Genomic DNA, 15,548 nt, shown 5'->3' with positions numbered 1-15,548 from the left:
CCTCTCCCGGCCCTTCGCTTTGGGCTCAGGGCGTTCGCCGCTGCAATCGATTCACTGGATCGATTGCTGGCGCTTTGCGCCACCGCGGCTCACCCACCCGCAAGCCCCAGCAGTTCGGCATCGAGCGCCTTCAGATAATCGCCGGCGACCGCGGCGCTGAAGCCGAGGTCGTGTTGGCCGTAGCGGGAGGCGACGCGGATGTCGACGAAGGTGGTTTCGGCCTCTTCGCGCAGGCGAATGAGGATATCGAAGCGCAGGCCGAGGATCAGCGTGCGGTGGCTCGCCTGCAGCGTCACACCGTTGGCGCCGCGGATCAGCTTGGCGACATCGTCGTCATAGGGGCGCGGCGTCGGCACGGGGATGATGCCGGGCGCATCGGCGACGGCCTCGTCGCCGGCGCCAGGTTTTGCCGGTCTGTCCTCCGGGTCGCGGTCCGGCTCGCTGGTGCCGCTGCTCCTGACGATGGTAAAGCCGCTCTGCTTGGCGACCTTGCGCACCGCCTCCAGCACGCGGTCGAGCGCGCCCTCATAGCGCCGGCCGGTCAGCTCGGGATAGGCGGCCAGCTGCTTTTCGCGATCCTCCGGTGTGACGAGATTGCGCTTCAGCCAGATCTGATCGGCTTTCGGGGTCGACAGCCAGTCGGGGGCGGCGACCGGATCGGTGGAGACGTCGTAGATATCGGGCAGCGTCATATAGCGCTCGGCGGCGAAGGCGCCGATGCCGAGCGGAAAGGCGGCGTAGATCAGCGCGGCGAGTGCCGCCAGGCCGCCTTCGGCGCCCGATGTCCAGAGGCTGCGCAGGCCGACGGCTGCCAGCAGCGCGGCCAGCAGCGCAAAGCCGGCGGCAGCAATCAGGAGCAGCACGAGATAGGGGGTGGCGAGCCCGCCGAAGCGATGGGCGATGAGCACCGCCAGCGCCAGAACCAGCGAAAATGCCCCGAGCAGCCGCGAGACGCGGGCGGCGCTGGAAACGGGACGGTCGTAACGGATGGCCATCAAACTTACCGGTTGCTCGTCAGCGCCGCGCCCTCAACCACGCAAATCGCCATATCCCTGTTTAGAGCATGAAGCCGAAAAGTGTGAAGCGGTTTTCGGACGACATCATGCTCTATTTCTTTGATTCAGATTTTAGGCCAGCCCGGCCTGAAATCATCCGGATCTGCGCAAGCTGCGGCGGAATTGAAACTGTTGTCTCGGAATATCCGATGGAATTCTCCTGGGATGATCGAGGCGATTGCCGGCCGGATTCATGAGCCCTTGCTGATATGTCAAAAACAGGTCATTCTGCCGCGGTTTCATCTCCGGTTTAAAAGCAAGGAGAGGCGGGATGATTTCACCCGAGATAGCAGCAAGGCCGCAGGCGTCTGCGCTTGGCGGAATCGACCACGGCGAACCGATGCTGCCGATGGAGCTCGTCGAGCTCGAACTTTCGCTCGAAGGCTATGCCGGCGGCGATGCCGGTTTCTGCGAGGCGGTGCGCCAGGCGGCGAACCGGGCGGGCGGCGAATTGCTGTTCGACCTGCCGGCCGCAGGCCTTGTCGCCGATTGCCGGCGCATCGCGGTGCTGCGCATTCCGGATGGCGGAAGCGAGATGCGCGTCGTGCTGGCGCTGCTCGATTATGCCGGCACCGAAATCCGCATGCAGGCGCCGGACGAGGACACCGCGCATCTGGTGCGCTTCGCCGATGCCTTCGTCGCGCTGCTGGAGCGGATCTGAAGCCTTGGCGCGTGATGCCGAAATGATGAGCTAGCGCCGCTCGGCGGCCGCCTCCGCCAGGCTGCGGAAGGGAAACTTGCGGCCGCATTCGCATTTGAGCATGAAGCTTTCCTGGTGGTTGGCGGCGCGCTGCACGCCAAAACCGCGCGGCAGCTGATCGACCTTGAAATCCGGGTGCTTGCGGGTGGGATCGTCGATCTCCGAGGCCTCGGCAAAGCCGGCATTGCCGCATTGCGGGCAGCTCAGTTTCTTCGAAAATCGATCGCGGATGGCCATGCTCGTCCTCATGCTTGAGGCTTTCTCATACAGAGGAATGCCCTTCATGCCTAGCAAGGTGGGCGGCGAAAGTGGAACCATCTTCTGGCGGTGCCGTTCCCTTTTTGAAAAGGAGGCCATCATGCCGAACAGAGATCCAATCCCGACACCGACGACCGATACGCCGCGCGGGCCGACCCCGACGCCCGGCATTCCCGACCGCATCCAGGAAAAACCGCCGCTGACGCCGGCCCAGGACCCCGGCGATACCAAGAACCCGCAAGACCCGCCGCTCGACCCGGCGCTGCTGCCGATCGGCGACCCGGCCGGGGCGGCTTGACGATGTGGGTTGTACCGTATGGCTGCCCCTCACCCTAACCCTCTCCCCGTTCTGACGGGGAGAGGGGACGTGCCATGTGAGAGGTTGGTGGGGAACGGAGAGGTTGCGGCATATCCCCTTCTCCCCGCGCGCGGGGGTCCGAAGGACGGGTAGAGACCCGTGGCTCGACCCGGTCGGTGCCGGCAGGCGGATGAGGGGCACGCTCCACCCAGCGGCCCGCAACTTGACGCCCGCGCCCGAATGGCATTTCCTCAGGGAAAAGCAAGGAATACTCCGATGCGCATCGCCCTCCTCATCACCCTTCTCGCCGCCGGCCTGTCCGCCTGCCAAACGATGACGCCGGAGGAGCGGCGGGCGGCGGATGAGCGGCAGTGCCTGAGCTATGGCTTCCGCCGCGGCACCGATGGTTTTGCCACCTGCCTGCAGCGCATCGAGCTCGACCGGCGGGCCGAATCGCGGGCGCAGAGCGCCGAGCTGATGCAGAGCATGGCCTGGGATCTGAACGGGCCTTACGTCTACGGCCGTCACTGGCACCATCATCATTAATCCCAGGGGCCCGAGGGGCTCCCGCGGGGGCCGAAGGGCTCCCCCAGGGGCAAGCCTCGCTTTGGCTATTTCGCCGCCGCGCCCTTCAGATTTTCCGCTATGACCGCCTGGGCGGCCGCCAACCTGGCGATCGGCACGCGAAACGGCGAGCAGGAGACATAGTCGAGCCCGATCGTCTCGCAGAAGCGGATCGAGGCCGGGTCGCCGCCATGTTCGCCGCAGATGCCGAGCTTCATGTCGTTGCGGGTGCGCCGGCCGCGTTCGGCGGCGATGCTGATCAATTCGCCGACACCGTCGAAATCGAGCGAGATGAAGGGATCGTGCTCGATGATGCCCTTGCGCTGGTAGGTGGGGATGAAGGCGGAGGCATCGTCGCGCGAAATGCCGAAGGTCGTCTGCGTCAGGTCGTTGGTGCCGAAGGAGAAGAATTCAGCGGCTTCGGCAATCACGTGGGCGCGAAGGGCGGCGCGCGGCAGCTCGATCATCGTGCCGACGAGATAATCGATCTTCATGCCGGCCTCGGCCATGACGTCGCCGGCAATGGCGTCGATGCGGGCCTTGACGTAGTCGAGCTCGGAGCGCAGGCCGACCAGCGGCACCATGATCTCGGGCACGACGGCGGCGCCCGTCTCGTGGGCTGCGGCCACTGCCGCCTCGAAGATGGCGCGTGCCTGCATCTCGACAATCTCGGGATAGGAGATCGCCAGCCGGCAGCCGCGATGGCCGAGCATCGGGTTGAACTCGTGCAGCGCATCGACGCGCTGGCGAAGCGCGATCGCCTCCATGCCCATGGCGAAGGCGACTTCGGCCACCTCGTCGTCGGTCTTCGGCAGGAATTCGTGCAGCGGCGGGTCGAGCAGGCGGATCGTCACCGGCAGGCCGTGCATGACGGTGAAGAGGCCGGTGAAATCCGAGCGCTGCATCGGCAGCAGCTTGTCGAGCGCCAGCCGCCTGCCCTTCTCGTCCTCGGCCAAAATCATCTCGCGCATGACATGGATGCGCTCGCCCTCGAAGAACATATGCTCGGTGCGGCAAAGGCCGATGCCCTCGGCGCCGAAGGAGCGGGCGGCCATCGCATCGGCCGGCGTATCGGCATTGGTGCGCACCGTCATGCGGCGCACGCGGTCGGCCCAGCCCATGATGCGGCCGAAATCGCCGGACAGTTCCGGCTGGATCATCGGCACCTCGCCCTTCAGCACCTGGCCGGCCGAACCATCGATGGTGATGATGTCGCCCTTCTTCAATGTGACGCCGACGCCGAGCAGCCGCTCGTTGCGTTGATCGATGCGCATGGTGCCGGCGCCGACGACGCAGGGCGTGCCCATGCCGCGGGCGACGACCGCCGCGTGGCTGGTCATGCCGCCGCGCGTCGTCAGGATGCCTTCGGCGGCATGCATGCCGTGAATATCCTCCGGGCTGGTCTCGACCCTGAGCAGGATCACCTTGCGGCCCTCGGCCTCGGCCTCGACCGCCTCTTCGGCGGTAAAGACGATGGCGCCGGTCGCCGCCCCCGGCGAGGCCGGCAGGCCGGTGCCGATCACCTGGCGGGTGACGCGCGGATCGATCGTCGGATGCAGGAGCTGGTCGAGGCTGGAGGGCTCAATGCGCAGCACCGCCTCCTCCTCGGTGATCACCTTCTCATCGACCATGTCGACGGCGATCTTCATCGCCGCCCGGGTCGAGCGTTTGCCGGCGCGGGTCTGCAGCATCCACAGCTTGCCGCGCTCGATGGTGAACTCGATATCCTGCATGTCGCGGTAATGAACTTCGAGTTCGGAACAGATGCGGCTGAGCTCGTGGAAGGCCTCCGGCATCAGCTTTTCCATCGACGGCTTGTCGGAACCGGAGGAAATCCGCCCCTCCTCGGTGATGCTCTGCGGCGTGCGGATGCCGGCAACGACATCCTCGCCCTGCGCATTGACGAGGAATTCGCCGTAAAGCGCCTTCTCGCCGGTCGAGGGGTTGCGGGTGAAGGCAACGCCGGTCGCCGAGGAATTGCCGAGATTGCCGAAGACCATGGCCTGGATGTTGACGGCCGTGCCCCAGCCTTCGGGAATATTGTGGAGCTGGCGGTAGGTGACGGCGCGCGCGCTCTTCCAGCTGGAAAAGACCGCGCCGACCGCGCCCCAGAGCTGCACCTCAGGATCCTGCGGGAAGTGCTGCTCCAGCTCCTCCTCGATCAGCCGCTTGTAGAGCGAGACGATGTGCTGCCACTCGGTGGCGCTGATTTCGGTATCGAATTCATGGCCGAGCTTGGCCTTCTCGTCTTCCAGTATCTCCTCGAAGGCGTCGTTGCCGAGGCCCATGACGACATCGGCATACATCTGGATGAAGCGGCGGTAGCTGTCCCAGGCAAAACGCGCATCGCCGGCATCATGGCCGAGCGCCTGCACTGTCTCGTCGTTGAGGCCGAGATTGAGCACCGTGTCCATCATACCAGGCATGGAGACGCGGGCGCCGGAGCGCACCGAGAGCAGCAGCGGCTGGCTGCCGGAGCCGAAATGGCGGCCGGTGATCGCCTCGATCGCCGCTATGCCGGCGCGAATCTCGGCCTTCAGCCCGTCCTCGATATGGCCGCCATTTTTGTAATAGGTGTCGCAGGCGCCGCTGACGATCGTCAGCCCCGGCGGAACCGGAAGGCCCAGGCTGCACATTTCTGCGAGATTGGCGCCCTTGCCGCCGAGAATTTCGTGATCGGGCGCGCCGCCCTCAGCCTGTCCGTCGCCGAACCTGTAGACCCACTTGGTCATCTTCCCCCCAACACCACGGAAGGATCAGCGTGATCCCCCAGCTGCCGACAATGCCGCCATCTTCTCTTTCGTCATGCCCGGGCTTGGCCCCTAGCATCTGCATCCCTTGATAGGACAGCAGATCCTCGGCACAAGGCCGAGGATGACGCCGAGTAGAAAGCGACGTCCGTCAACACTTAGGACTAGCTTAATGCCTTGGAGTTGAAATGAAAATCGACAAATACGGCGAAAATGCTGCGGCGCACAATAATTTTCGCCGGTCGCGGCGGTCGAACACCGGAATCGCACCCTAGGAAGACGGCATAAAAAAAGCTTTGCGGGGCTGCAACATTGCCCCGCAAAGCCTTATTTCCGTCCGGCCAGGAAAACCGGACGGGGGGTCCCACAACCCGGAGCGATTGACCAACCACTCCGATCCTTGTTTCCGCAATCCTCAGAAATCCGCCTCACGTTTTCCGGGGGTTGCTCAACAGCTCCCGGATCCTTGCCCTCGACCCGGGAAGCGCATCGCAAATTCTACAATCCGCAACTTTAACCGCCCGCTTTCCAGCAAAGTAATCAGGTTGCGTTGAAACAACTTCTAATGCAAGTCAGCGAAAAGAGCATCACCCAAATGAGGTACGGAACGCAGCAGAGCCGACCTTTTTTGGTGTTTATCGCCAAACGCGCGAAAAATGCGCGCGATTTGTTGGGTTTGATGCCCTCGAAGCCGGGCTAATCCTGGTTACCCTTGGGCACACGCGGCCGACCAGAGATGGGTTTTGATTTTCAATCGAGGGTGATGGAATCAGCCCACGATCAGCGATCGCAGGCCTTCGAGCCTGAATCCGCGCCACGGGCGGCGCGGGTGCCGCCGAGGCCGGGCGTTTCGCAGCGGCGGCAACCATGTTAAGCCAATCGCCCCGTCACATGAGGACGGCTGTTTCAGAGATCGGCGACATGGGCGTCAGAAACTATCTGATCGAAGGCGTTTCCGGCGCCGGCAAGACGGCGGTGGCCGAAGAGCTGCAGCGGCGCGGTTACCATGTCATCCATGGTGACCGGGAGCTTGCCTATCGCGGCGATCCCTCGACCGGGGAACCTGTGGTCCAGCCTGCCGAGGAGAGCGTGGCGGACCGCAGCGCATGGGTGCACGCGCATCACCTCTGGGATGTCGAGAAGGTCAGAACCATGATCGTCGATCGGCGCAGCCTCATCTCCTTCTTCTGCGGCGGCTCTCGCAATCTTCCCCGCTTCGTCGATTGGTTCGACGCGGTCTTCGAGCTCGATGTCGATCTCGACACGCTGAAGCGGCGGCTTGCCGCAAGGCCCGAAGACGAATTCGGCGGACGACCGGCCGAACGGGCGCTGATCATGCGATTGCATGCGACGAAAGAAGACGTTCCAAAGCAGGCGCTGCGCATCGACGCCACGGCGCCGCTCGCCGTCATCGTCGACGAGATCCTCGCGAAATGCGGTGAGGCGGAAGGCTGACGCGCGGCGGCGGCAGGGCTTCGCCCTCTGCGAAGCGCCGGCGAGGATTATCGCGAATAGCGATGTCGGAATCCTGGTTGGCCGGACGTCTTCAAGACAGACAGCGATGGAGGAAGCGATGACGATTACCATTACCGCCTTTGAACGCTCGCCCGATCGCGGCCGGGGGCTGGCGCGCGACATGCGGGTGCGCTGGGCGCTCGAGGAAGTGGGCGAGCCTTACGAAGTCCGGTTGCTCTCCTTCAAGGCGATGAAGGAGCCGGCGCATCTGGCGCTGCAGCCCTTCGGCCAGATCCCGACCTATGAGGAAGGCGATCTCACACTTTTCGAGTCGGGCGCGATCATCTTCCACATCGCCGAGCGTCATACCGGCCTGCTGCCCGACGATGCCAATGCCCGGGCGCGGGCGATTTCATGGATGTTTGCGGCGCTCAACACGGTCGAGCCGCCGATCGTCGATCACAGCCTCACCAGGATCCTCGAGCGCGACCAGCCCTGGTACGAGCACCGCCTGCGCGCGCTTGACGAGAGCATCCGCAAGCGGCTCGACAGCCTGTCGGCCCGCCTCGGCGATGCCGAATGGCTCGACGGCCCCTTCAGCGCCGGCGACCTGCTGATGGTCTCGGTGCTGCTGCGGCTGCGATCCTCGAATATCCTGGATGCATACCCGAACCTCGCCGCCTATGTCGCCCGCGCCGAGGCGCGCCCGGCCTACCAACGCGCCTTCGCCGCGCAGCTCGCGGTCTTCCAGGCCGCATCGGGTGGGTGATCAAGGTCAGGCCTGCCTGATCGGGATCACCAGCTTCGTCGGGAAATCGCGAAAAAATAGGCTAGGCTGCGGAATAGTGCGGTGCCCGTAAAAGGCGTACGAGCAGATTCATTCTATTTTCAATATTCGCGCGGAGATTGCGGTTCGAAACCTATATTCTGTGAGCCCGATAGTGACTGCCCCCGGCGCCAAGTATTTCCATTCCAGTACGGAGAACGTGCCCACTGCGGATCATGTGGAAGAGCAGCCAGCTCTGACGCAAGCGATCGACGACAAGGCGATTGCAGCCCTTGATATGGCGGCCCGCTCGCCGAAGATGAACAACGATATCCTGAGTTCGGCCCCGGCCCGGGACATTCGCAGTTTTGCCAATGAGCTGGTCGAGATGTTGGAGGAGATCGACCTCCAGAAGATGCTGCGCAAGCAGGGAGCGATCGGCCGGTTCACCGGCGCAGCCGTCGAAGCCCGTCTGAAGTTCGAGCTTGCCAGCCACAGGGTCGCCGACCTCTTCCGGCAGCTGAGCCGGGCGGCTCAGGTCGGCAAACGCATCCGGGAAATTCTTGACGAAACGCGATTGCAGCTCATCGACGAGCAGGTGCGTCTTGCCGGCGTGATATCGGATGGCAAACGGCTGCTTTCGCAGTCGGGCGGCTCGGACCTTTCTCTCGTCGCCAGGTACGAACGACGGCTTTCCAACATCATGGCGATGGAGGCAGCCAACGCGCTGACGATCCAGCAGATCGAGCTCTCGGCCAGTGTGCTTGCTTCGTTGCTCGACAGGTTCACCGACATCGAAACGCTGTTGTTGCCTCTTTGGCAGCGGAACGCGCTGGCGATCATTCACGGCGAGGCCGTAAGACCGCGCAGTTCGGCCGCAACTGCGTTTCTCGATGCCCACAGCAATCTCATAGGCTTCCTGAAGAGGGTTGGACAAGAATGATCAAGGCTGCTTTGCCATTGCACGACACCCAGAGTGCCGCCGTCAGCGACAATCAGATCGATCCGGAAGTCAGTCGTCTGGCAGCCACGATCGACCTGCAGTCGGCGCTCTCGATCCAGCAGTTCGGCCGGGAAGTCGCCGAACGCTCGTCCCAATATGCCGATGAGATCCTGCAAACGGCGCGGGCGACCGACCTCGACGGCACCGGCGCGCAACTGAACGAGATCGTCCTTGCGGCGCAGCAGTTCAACCTGTCGTCACTCGACAGTTCGGTCGGACGAATTCCCGTGATCGGCGGCATCCTGAAACGGATCGCGCGCACGAAGGAACGCGCCGTCGCCCGGTTCGATACCGTCAAAGGCCAGGTCGACAAGCTCGTGGCGCAAATCGAGACGACAGCCCAGACGCTGTCGCGGCGAAATCATGACTACCAGCTGATGTATGAGGGTGTGCGCGCCGAATATGCCGCGCTTGGCCAGCACGTCCAGGCAATCGAACTGCGGCTTCGCGACATGGAGGCGGAAATCGGCCACCAGAACGGCGCCGTCGGCGACCTGGCCTCGAGCGAATATCTGGCCGTGCTCGAAGCAAACCGTCAGCAGCTTTCGAAGCGGGCGGACGATATGCGCGTGCTTCAGCACGCGGCCATGCAGACTTTGCCGATGGTTCGTATCATCCAGGCAAACAATCTCGCACTCGTCGACAAGTTCCAGACGATCCGCCAGCTGACCTTGCCGGCATGGAAACGCGCCTTCATGCTGGCCCTGACCCTCGACGAGCAGAAAAGCGCCGTCGCATTGGCCGACAGCATAGACAGCGCCACCAACGACATCATGCGCAGGAATGCCGAGCTCCTGCACCAGAACTCCGTGGCGACGGCGAAATCCAACCAGCGCCTGGTCGTCGACGTGGAAACGCTGCAGCATGTTCACGACAATATCCTGCTGACGCTGACCGACGTTCGCGATGCCCATGAGAAGGGAGCGACGGACCGCCGTCAGGCAATCGGCGAGCTCGAACGCCTTCGCGGCGAGATGCTGTCCGGCGTGACGGCCGCCGGAGCTGACGGTGGCTGACGCCTCGGCTTTCGGCAGGCGCATGGCCGGCCCGGCCTCGGCTGCGGCGACTCCCATACCGGAAAAGATCGATCAGACCGGTGAAGAAGAGCATGCTGGACTGGGCCGCCGGTCCAATCTGCTATCGCTGCTGTCACAGGGATCGGCTTTCGCCGGCTTCATGCTGCTCTTCGCAGCCGCCTATACCTGGCCATCCGATCCGACCGATCTCAGGATGTTGGGCGGCTCGATCTATGTGCTCGACGGCTTCACCAATGCCCTTGGCCTGTCGGGCGTCAAATCCACGGTCTCCCCAGTTGAGACCGGGCTCGCGAACCTGCCCTATCATGCGCACTATGTCTCCTTCATCATCGCCCTTGCGACCGCTGGAATGATTATCCGGGGGCGTTGGTTTTTCACGGGACTGGCAGTCGCATTCTTTCTGATATGCTGGGCATTGTTCGGACGGGCAGAAGTGCTCGCCCCCTTCGCATTCGCCTTTTTCGCCTTCATTGGCCTAGCATTTCATGCTCCGCTTTCCCGCCGCGCGATCATTGCCATTGTTGTCCTCGGCATCCCGGGCACCCCTATTGTTGGCGGAGTGATGTCCGACTTTTCGCAGGATTTCAGTGCTCGGCCGATCTATGAGAAATACAGGGTGATCCGCCCCTCGGATTTACCGGCAAGCATCTACCAGGCTGCCGCTGATGCGAACGGAGATCACCGGACGCAACCGGATGGAAACGCGAGGATCATGCCGTATTTCCTGGCGCAGGCGGAGGCTTTTCGCGGCGATGGCGCTGCTGCCGCGGCCGCACTCGACAAGCTGGAAACAAGCGGCTTCCTTCTGAACAATTTCGATCAAATCCGTATTCAGGCGATCCGAAACTTCGCGCTGGCCTCCGGCGGTTTTGGGCCGCAGGCGCGCGAAAAGTTCCTGGCCGGCAATGCCGCTCAATCGCAAAGGGCCTATTTGCTGTTATCGGCCGCACTGTTCTTTGCAATCGCCGCGCCGCTGACGAATGGGCTCGGCTGGTGGATCGCGCGCCGAAGCCGAAGGGTTTTGTCGATCGAGCGCGAGCTGCAAGAGCGCCGCGCCAACCTGCCGGACGCCGTCAAACGCGCGGCAGGCGTGTTCGGCAGCCGCATCGCAAATAAACTGCCCAAACCGTCTTCGATTGCCAATGGCGAGCGCGCGGTCGGCGCAATCGCCTCCCGCGCACGCGGCTACCTTCTGTTTGTCCTTGGTCTTCTGGCCTTTGCGGCGCTGTCAGCATTCGGGGCCCATTGGATCTGGCTGCCTGAGGCGGCTGATAACACCGCCTTCCATTTCGTGGCGCTTGCCGGAAGCGCGGCCGATTATGCACAGCGGAACGGCATTGCCGTCATCCCCGGCGCTGACGACTGGACGGTCGGGCCCTTCTTGCTGAACTGGCTCAAATATCCGATATGCCTTGCCGCGATTGTTCTTGCCACGCGCCGATCGCGATATCTCGGCGCCGTGAGCGCGATGGCTTTCGTTGCGTTCTTCGCACTCGATGATTATCGATTTTCCCAGCACTCGCGTCGTGAAGCCCTGCCCCATCAATTCTCGCAGCGCCTGCGCTCGGAGCTGGATCTGGCCGCCGGCGCGGCATACCACAGCCCCATAACTCTGCCACAGCCCGTCACCGACGGATCCGGAGGCCTGGACGTCAATCTTCGTGGTTCGATCGCGGTGGGCAAGACGTCCGCTTCCGCCCCTCCGCCCATGGAGATCGACCCTTCCCTCGCGGCCTATACGCTTGCACAGATCGCCTATCTCGAGGGGAATGTCGTCGATGCATCGACCTTCCTCAACCAGATCAGGGAAGTGAAGGTTTTGTACGCCGATGTTCATTGCGAGCGTTTGGCGCTGATGCGGGATTGGGTCTCGGCCAATGGCTACACCGTGAATGCGATGGATTGGCTCAATGTCGATTTTCCGTCGCTGGTACGGCGGTTGGGAAGGTGGCTGCTGATGCTTTCGATCGGAAGCTTGGGGCTCGCGGCTCTTGTCACACCCCTGGTCGCAATCGCCCTTGCCCGGCGCCGCCGGATCGAAGCCCTTCTGGAAGAGCGCGGTCGATATCAGCTTTAGAGCCAAGCTCGGCTTCGATCATCAACCGTCGGCAACCAGAGAAATTCAGGCAATCTCGCGCAGGCGCTCGGCCGTCTGCAGGTCGACGGAGACCAGGGTGGAGACGCCCTGTTCGGCCATGGTGACGCCGAAGAGGCGGTTCATGCGGGCCATGGTGATCGGGTTGTGGGTGATGATGACGAAGCGGGTTTCGGTGGAAGCGGCCATCTCGTCCATCAGGTTGCAGTAGCGCTCGACATTGTGGTCGTCGAGCGGCGCGTCCACCTCGTCGAGCACGCAGATCGGCGCCGGATTGGTGAGAAAGACGGCAAAGATCAGCGCCATTGCCGTCAGCGCCTGTTCGCCGCCGGAGAGCAGCGTCATGGTCTGCGGCTTCTTGCCGGGCGGCCGGGCCAGGATTTCGAGGCCGGCCTCCAAGGGATCGTCGGATTCGATCAGTTGCAGCTCGGCGGTGCCGCCGCCGAAAAGGTGGGTGAACAGCCGCTGGAACTGGGCATTGACGACGTCGAAGGCGGCGATCAGCCGCTCGCGGCCTTCGCGGTTCAGGCTCTGGATGGCGCCGCGCAGCTTGCGGATCGCATCGATGACGTCGTCGCGCTCCTTGATCAGCGCTTCGAGCTTTTCGCTCAGCTCCTTCTGTTCCTCGTCGGCGCGCAGGTTGACGGCGCCGAGCCGCTCGCGCTCCATTTTCAGCCGCTCCAGCTCGCGCTCGACCTCGCGCGGATCGGGCAGCGCCTGCATCGGCTGCAGACCGGCGAGCCGCAGCGCCTCGTGCGGCGGCACGTTCAGCACCTCGCGGATGCGGCTTTCGCTTTCCTGCCGTTTCTCGCGGGCCGAGACCAGGCGCTCTTCGGCGCGGCCGCGGCGTTCACGGCATTCGGCAAGCTCGGAAAGCGCCGTTGCCGCCTTGTGGTCGGCCTCGCGCTGGATGCGTTCGGCTTCGGCCAGCAGATCGCCGGCATTGCGGCGCGCCTCCTCGGCCTTCTGCAATTCCGAGAGCAAGGCGCGGCGCTTGTCGTCGAATTCATCCGGCGCCATTTCGAGATCGGCCGCCTCTTCGCGCGCTTCCTCCTCGCGCTCGCGCAGCGTGGCGACATGATCTTCGCCGCTGGCCGCCCGCTGGCGCCAGGTCTCGCGCTCCTGGCCGATCGCCATGATGCGGCGCTGGCGGGCCTCGTTTTCCCTTGCCAGGCTTTCATGGCGGGCGCGGGCCTCGGCGAGCGCGCCGCGATCGGTCGCGACCTCCGCCTGCTGGAAGCGCAGCCGCTCGTCGATCTCGGTCAGATCGGGCGCGTCCTCCAGCTCGATGCGGGCATTCTCCTCCTGGACGCCGATCTCCTCCAGCTGCGCGCCGAGCTGGCTGGCCGCCTCGCTGACGACATCGCGGCGGCGGATCAGATCGCCGGAGGCCCGCTCGGCTGCGGCCAGCGCATCGCGGGCCTCGGCGAGATGACGCGCCGACAGCCGGCTCATGTCGCGGGCCTCGGCAAGCTTTCGCTCCTCGACGCGGATCGCCTCGGCGGCCGCAGCCTGCCGCTCTTCGGCCTCGGCAAGCACGTCGCCGGCGATCGCCGCCTCGCCCTCGAGTTCGGCCAGCCGGTTTTTCTGGGCAAGGCGCAGCGCCGCGGCACTCGGCGCGTCGGCGCCGGTGACATGGCCGTCCCAGCGATAGACGGCACCCTCCTTGGTCACCAGCCGCTGGCCGGGCTTCAGCGCCGCCATCAGCGATTGCGCGTCTGCTTCCGCGACCAGGCCGATCTGGCGCAAACGGCGGGTCAGCGCTGGCGGCGCGCTGATATGGGCAAGCAACGGGGTGGCGCCTGATGGAAGCGCGGGATCGGCGGCGCCATCGCCATTCTCCGACCAATGGGCCGGCGCTTCGGCATCGAGCGGCGATTCCAGGTCGTCGCCAAGGGCTGCCCCGAGCGCCGTTTCGAAGCCGCGATCGACCTTCAGTTCTTCGGCAACCGGCGCAAACTTCCCGGACGCCGCGCCGGCGGCGAGCATGCGGGAAATGGTGCGGGCCTCGGTTTCGACAGCATTCAGCCCCGCGCGGGCCTGATCGACCGGGGCGCGCGCCAGCGCCTCGGTCTGGCGGGCGGCGGCGAGCGCCTGTTCGACCGCCTGCACAGCGGCTTCGGCATCGGCGAGCGCGATCTCGCCGGCCTCCACGATCGCCCGCTTCTCCTCGGGATCGGGCAGGCCTGATATCTTCTCGCCGATGGCGGAGAGTTCGTGATTGGCCTCGTCCATCTGCCGTTCGAGGCGCATGCGGCGGTCGGCGAGATCGCGGATGGCGCGCTCCAGCTGGTTGCGGCCGGCAGCGGCCTCGGCGCGCTCGGCGGTCAGCTGGGTGAAGACGCGCTCGCTGTCGGCAAGCTTGGCCGCAGCACCCTCGAAGGCCTCCCGGGTTTCCTCGGCATAACGGCCGGAATCGGCGAGGATTTCCGCTATTTCGGCCTCTTCGGCGTCGAGTCTGGCGAGGATCACCGCATTGTCGGCGACCAGCCGCTCCTCGCGGCGGATGTCTTCCGCCAGCTGGGCGAGACGGCGGGTCAGCTCGTCGCGGCGGCGCAGGATGCGGCCGGCGTCCTCCTCCAACTGGCTCCTGGCGATCTGCAGGCGTTGCAGGGCGGCGGCGGCGCGGGCCTCGCCCTCGCGCAGCTCCGGCAGCTTCAGGCTGGCGATGCCCTGATGCTTGGCCGCCTCCATCTGGATCTGCGCCTTTTCGGCGACGACTGATGTCGCCTGGTTGAGTGCGCTGTCGGCCTCGGCCTCGGCCTCCTTGGCCTGCACCCAGCGGATATGCAAGAGCATCGCCTCGCGGCCGCGGATATCGGCCGACAGCGTCTTGAAGCGGTTGGCCTGACGCGCCTGGCGCTTCAGGCTCTCGATCTGGCTTTCGAGCTGCGAGGTGACGTCGTCGAGGCGCTCGAGATTGGTTTCGGCGGCGCGCAGGCGCAGTTCGGCCTCGTGGCGGCGCGAATGCAGGCCGGAAATGCCGGCCGCCTCTTCGAGCAGCTGGCGGCGGGCCTGCGGCTTTGCCTGGATCAGCTCGCCGATGCGGCCCTGCCCGACCATCGAGGGTGAACGGGCGCCGGTCGAGGCGTCGGCAAACAGCAGCTGCACGTCCTTGGCGCGGCTTTCCTTGCCGTTGATGCGGTAGAGCGAGCCCTGTTCGCGCTCGATGCGGCGGGTGACCTGGATCTCGTCGGCATCGTTGAAGGCGGCAGGCGCGGTGCGCTCGCCATTGTCGAGATAGAGCGCCACTTCGGCAGTGTTGCGGGCCGGGCGATTGCCGGAACCGGAGAAGATCACGTCGTCCATGCCGGAGGCGCGCATGTTCTTGTAGGAATTCTCGCCCATCACCCAGCGCAGCGCCTCGACGAGATTCGACTTGCCGCAGCCGTTCGGGCCGACGACGCCGGTCAGCCCCCGCTCGATGATGAATTCCGTCGGCTCGACGAAGGATTTGAAGCCGACCAGGCGCAGCTTGTTGAACTTCATGCGGAAAGATCCACGGCAGAAAGCCCCCTCATCCGCAAACTGCGCTGAAAACAAAAAACGGGCGCACGGCTTTCGCCG

12 protein-coding genes are annotated in these 15,548 nt (G+C 64.5%); 8 read left to right on the top strand and 4 right to left on the bottom strand.

Annotated features, from left to right (window positions below; genetic code table 11):
- Window positions 1–89: 89 nt before the first annotated feature.
- Window positions 90–995: a DUF1499 domain-containing protein gene (locus tag AMC88_RS05325; RefSeq protein ID WP_064824922.1), complete on the bottom strand. Its 906-nt coding sequence runs from the start codon at window positions 993–995 to the stop codon at window positions 90–92.
- Between the two features lie 331 nt (window positions 996–1,326).
- Between AMC88_RS05325 and AMC88_RS05315 the strand changes: the two genes are divergently transcribed.
- Complete coding sequence (locus AMC88_RS05315; RefSeq protein WP_016734534.1) at window positions 1,327–1,716, top strand: hypothetical protein; 390 nt, start codon at window positions 1,327–1,329, stop codon at window positions 1,714–1,716.
- 30 nt (window positions 1,717–1,746) lie between these two features.
- On the opposite strand, the gene AMC88_RS05310 is transcribed toward AMC88_RS05315, so the two are convergent.
- Window positions 1,747–1,992: a hypothetical protein gene (locus AMC88_RS05310; protein WP_004668480.1), complete on the bottom strand. Its 246-nt coding sequence runs from the start codon at window positions 1,990–1,992 to the stop codon at window positions 1,747–1,749.
- 121 nt (window positions 1,993–2,113) lie between these two features.
- On the opposite strand from AMC88_RS05310, the gene AMC88_RS05305 reads away from it, so the two are divergent.
- A complete protein-coding gene (locus AMC88_RS05305) occupies window positions 2,114–2,311 on the top strand; it encodes a hypothetical protein (protein WP_029531594.1) in 198 nt (65 codons plus the stop codon).
- A 276-nt stretch (window positions 2,312–2,587) separates the two neighbouring features.
- Window positions 2,588–2,857, top strand: a complete 270-nt coding sequence (locus AMC88_RS05300; RefSeq protein WP_064821481.1) for a hypothetical protein — start codon at window positions 2,588–2,590, stop codon at window positions 2,855–2,857.
- A 65-nt stretch (window positions 2,858–2,922) separates the two neighbouring features.
- Here AMC88_RS05300 and ppdK read toward each other — a convergent pair whose 3' ends face one another.
- Entirely contained in the window at window positions 2,923–5,607 is a 2,685-nt protein-coding gene (ppdK, locus tag AMC88_RS05295) for a pyruvate, phosphate dikinase (RefSeq protein WP_064824920.1), read from the bottom strand.
- 939 nt (window positions 5,608–6,546) lie between these two features.
- On the opposite strand from ppdK, the gene AMC88_RS05290 reads away from it, so the two are divergent.
- The 5 genes from AMC88_RS05290 (at window position 6,547) to AMC88_RS05270 (ending at window position 11,963) form a co-directional block, all read left to right on the top strand.
- Window positions 6,547–7,080 (top strand): AAA family ATPase, encoded by a 534-nt coding sequence (locus tag AMC88_RS05290; protein ID WP_029531596.1) that lies wholly within the window; start codon window positions 6,547–6,549, stop codon window positions 7,078–7,080.
- Window positions 7,081–7,198: 118 nt separating this feature from the next.
- Entirely contained in the window at window positions 7,199–7,849 is a 651-nt protein-coding gene (locus tag AMC88_RS05285; protein ID WP_016734540.1) for a glutathione S-transferase family protein, read from the top strand.
- A gap of 217 nt (window positions 7,850–8,066) precedes the next feature.
- Window positions 8,067–8,789, top strand: a complete 723-nt coding sequence (locus AMC88_RS05280) for a hypothetical protein (protein ID WP_237353168.1) — start codon at window positions 8,067–8,069, stop codon at window positions 8,787–8,789.
- Window positions 8,786–9,865 (top strand): toxic anion resistance protein, encoded by a 1,080-nt coding sequence (locus AMC88_RS05275; RefSeq protein ID WP_064824918.1) that lies wholly within the window; start codon window positions 8,786–8,788, stop codon window positions 9,863–9,865. Before AMC88_RS05280 ends, AMC88_RS05275 begins: the two co-directional genes overlap by 4 nt.
- Window positions 9,866–10,100: 235 nt before the next feature.
- Window positions 10,101–11,963 carry a hypothetical protein gene (locus tag AMC88_RS05270; RefSeq protein WP_237353167.1) on the top strand — a complete coding sequence of 621 codons (1,863 nt, stop codon included), beginning with the start codon at window positions 10,101–10,103 and terminating at the stop codon, window positions 11,961–11,963.
- A gap of 45 nt (window positions 11,964–12,008) precedes the next feature.
- Here the strand turns inward: AMC88_RS05270 and AMC88_RS05265 are convergent, their stop codons facing one another.
- On the bottom strand, window positions 12,009–15,470 hold the full coding sequence (locus tag AMC88_RS05265; protein WP_064824917.1) for a chromosome segregation SMC family protein: 3,462 nt from the start codon (window positions 15,468–15,470) through the stop codon (window positions 12,009–12,011).
- Window positions 15,471–15,548 lie beyond the last annotated feature (78 nt).

Source organism: Rhizobium phaseoli, assembly GCF_001664385.1.
GTDB lineage: Bacteria > Pseudomonadota > Alphaproteobacteria > Rhizobiales > Rhizobiaceae > Rhizobium > Rhizobium phaseoli.
This window is presented reverse-complemented; position numbering and strand designations above follow the sequence as displayed.

What these genes read in the sequence shown, in the direction of transcription:
- AMC88_RS05325 (WP_064824922.1), bottom strand. Translation starts at nt 995, where the DNA reads ATGGCCATCCGTTACGACCGTCCCGTTTCCAGCGCCGCCCGCGTCTCG.
- AMC88_RS05315 (WP_016734534.1), top strand. Translation starts at nt 1,327, where the DNA reads ATGATTTCACCCGAGATAGCAGCAAGGCCGCAGGCGTCTGCGCTTGGC.
- AMC88_RS05310 (WP_004668480.1), bottom strand. Translation starts at nt 1,992, where the DNA reads ATGGCCATCCGCGATCGATTTTCGAAGAAACTGAGCTGCCCGCAATGC.
- AMC88_RS05305 (WP_029531594.1), top strand. Translation starts at nt 2,114, where the DNA reads ATGCCGAACAGAGATCCAATCCCGACACCGACGACCGATACGCCGCGC.
- AMC88_RS05300 (WP_064821481.1), top strand. Translation starts at nt 2,588, where the DNA reads ATGCGCATCGCCCTCCTCATCACCCTTCTCGCCGCCGGCCTGTCCGCC.
- ppdK (WP_064824920.1), bottom strand. Translation starts at nt 5,607, where the DNA reads ATGACCAAGTGGGTCTACAGGTTCGGCGACGGACAGGCTGAGGGCGGC.
- AMC88_RS05290 (WP_029531596.1), top strand. Translation starts at nt 6,547, where the DNA reads ATGGGCGTCAGAAACTATCTGATCGAAGGCGTTTCCGGCGCCGGCAAG.
- AMC88_RS05285 (WP_016734540.1), top strand. Translation starts at nt 7,199, where the DNA reads ATGACGATTACCATTACCGCCTTTGAACGCTCGCCCGATCGCGGCCGG.
- AMC88_RS05275 (WP_064824918.1), top strand. Translation starts at nt 8,786, where the DNA reads ATGATCAAGGCTGCTTTGCCATTGCACGACACCCAGAGTGCCGCCGTC.
- AMC88_RS05265 (WP_064824917.1), bottom strand. Translation starts at nt 15,470, where the DNA reads ATGAAGTTCAACAAGCTGCGCCTGGTCGGCTTCAAATCCTTCGTCGAG.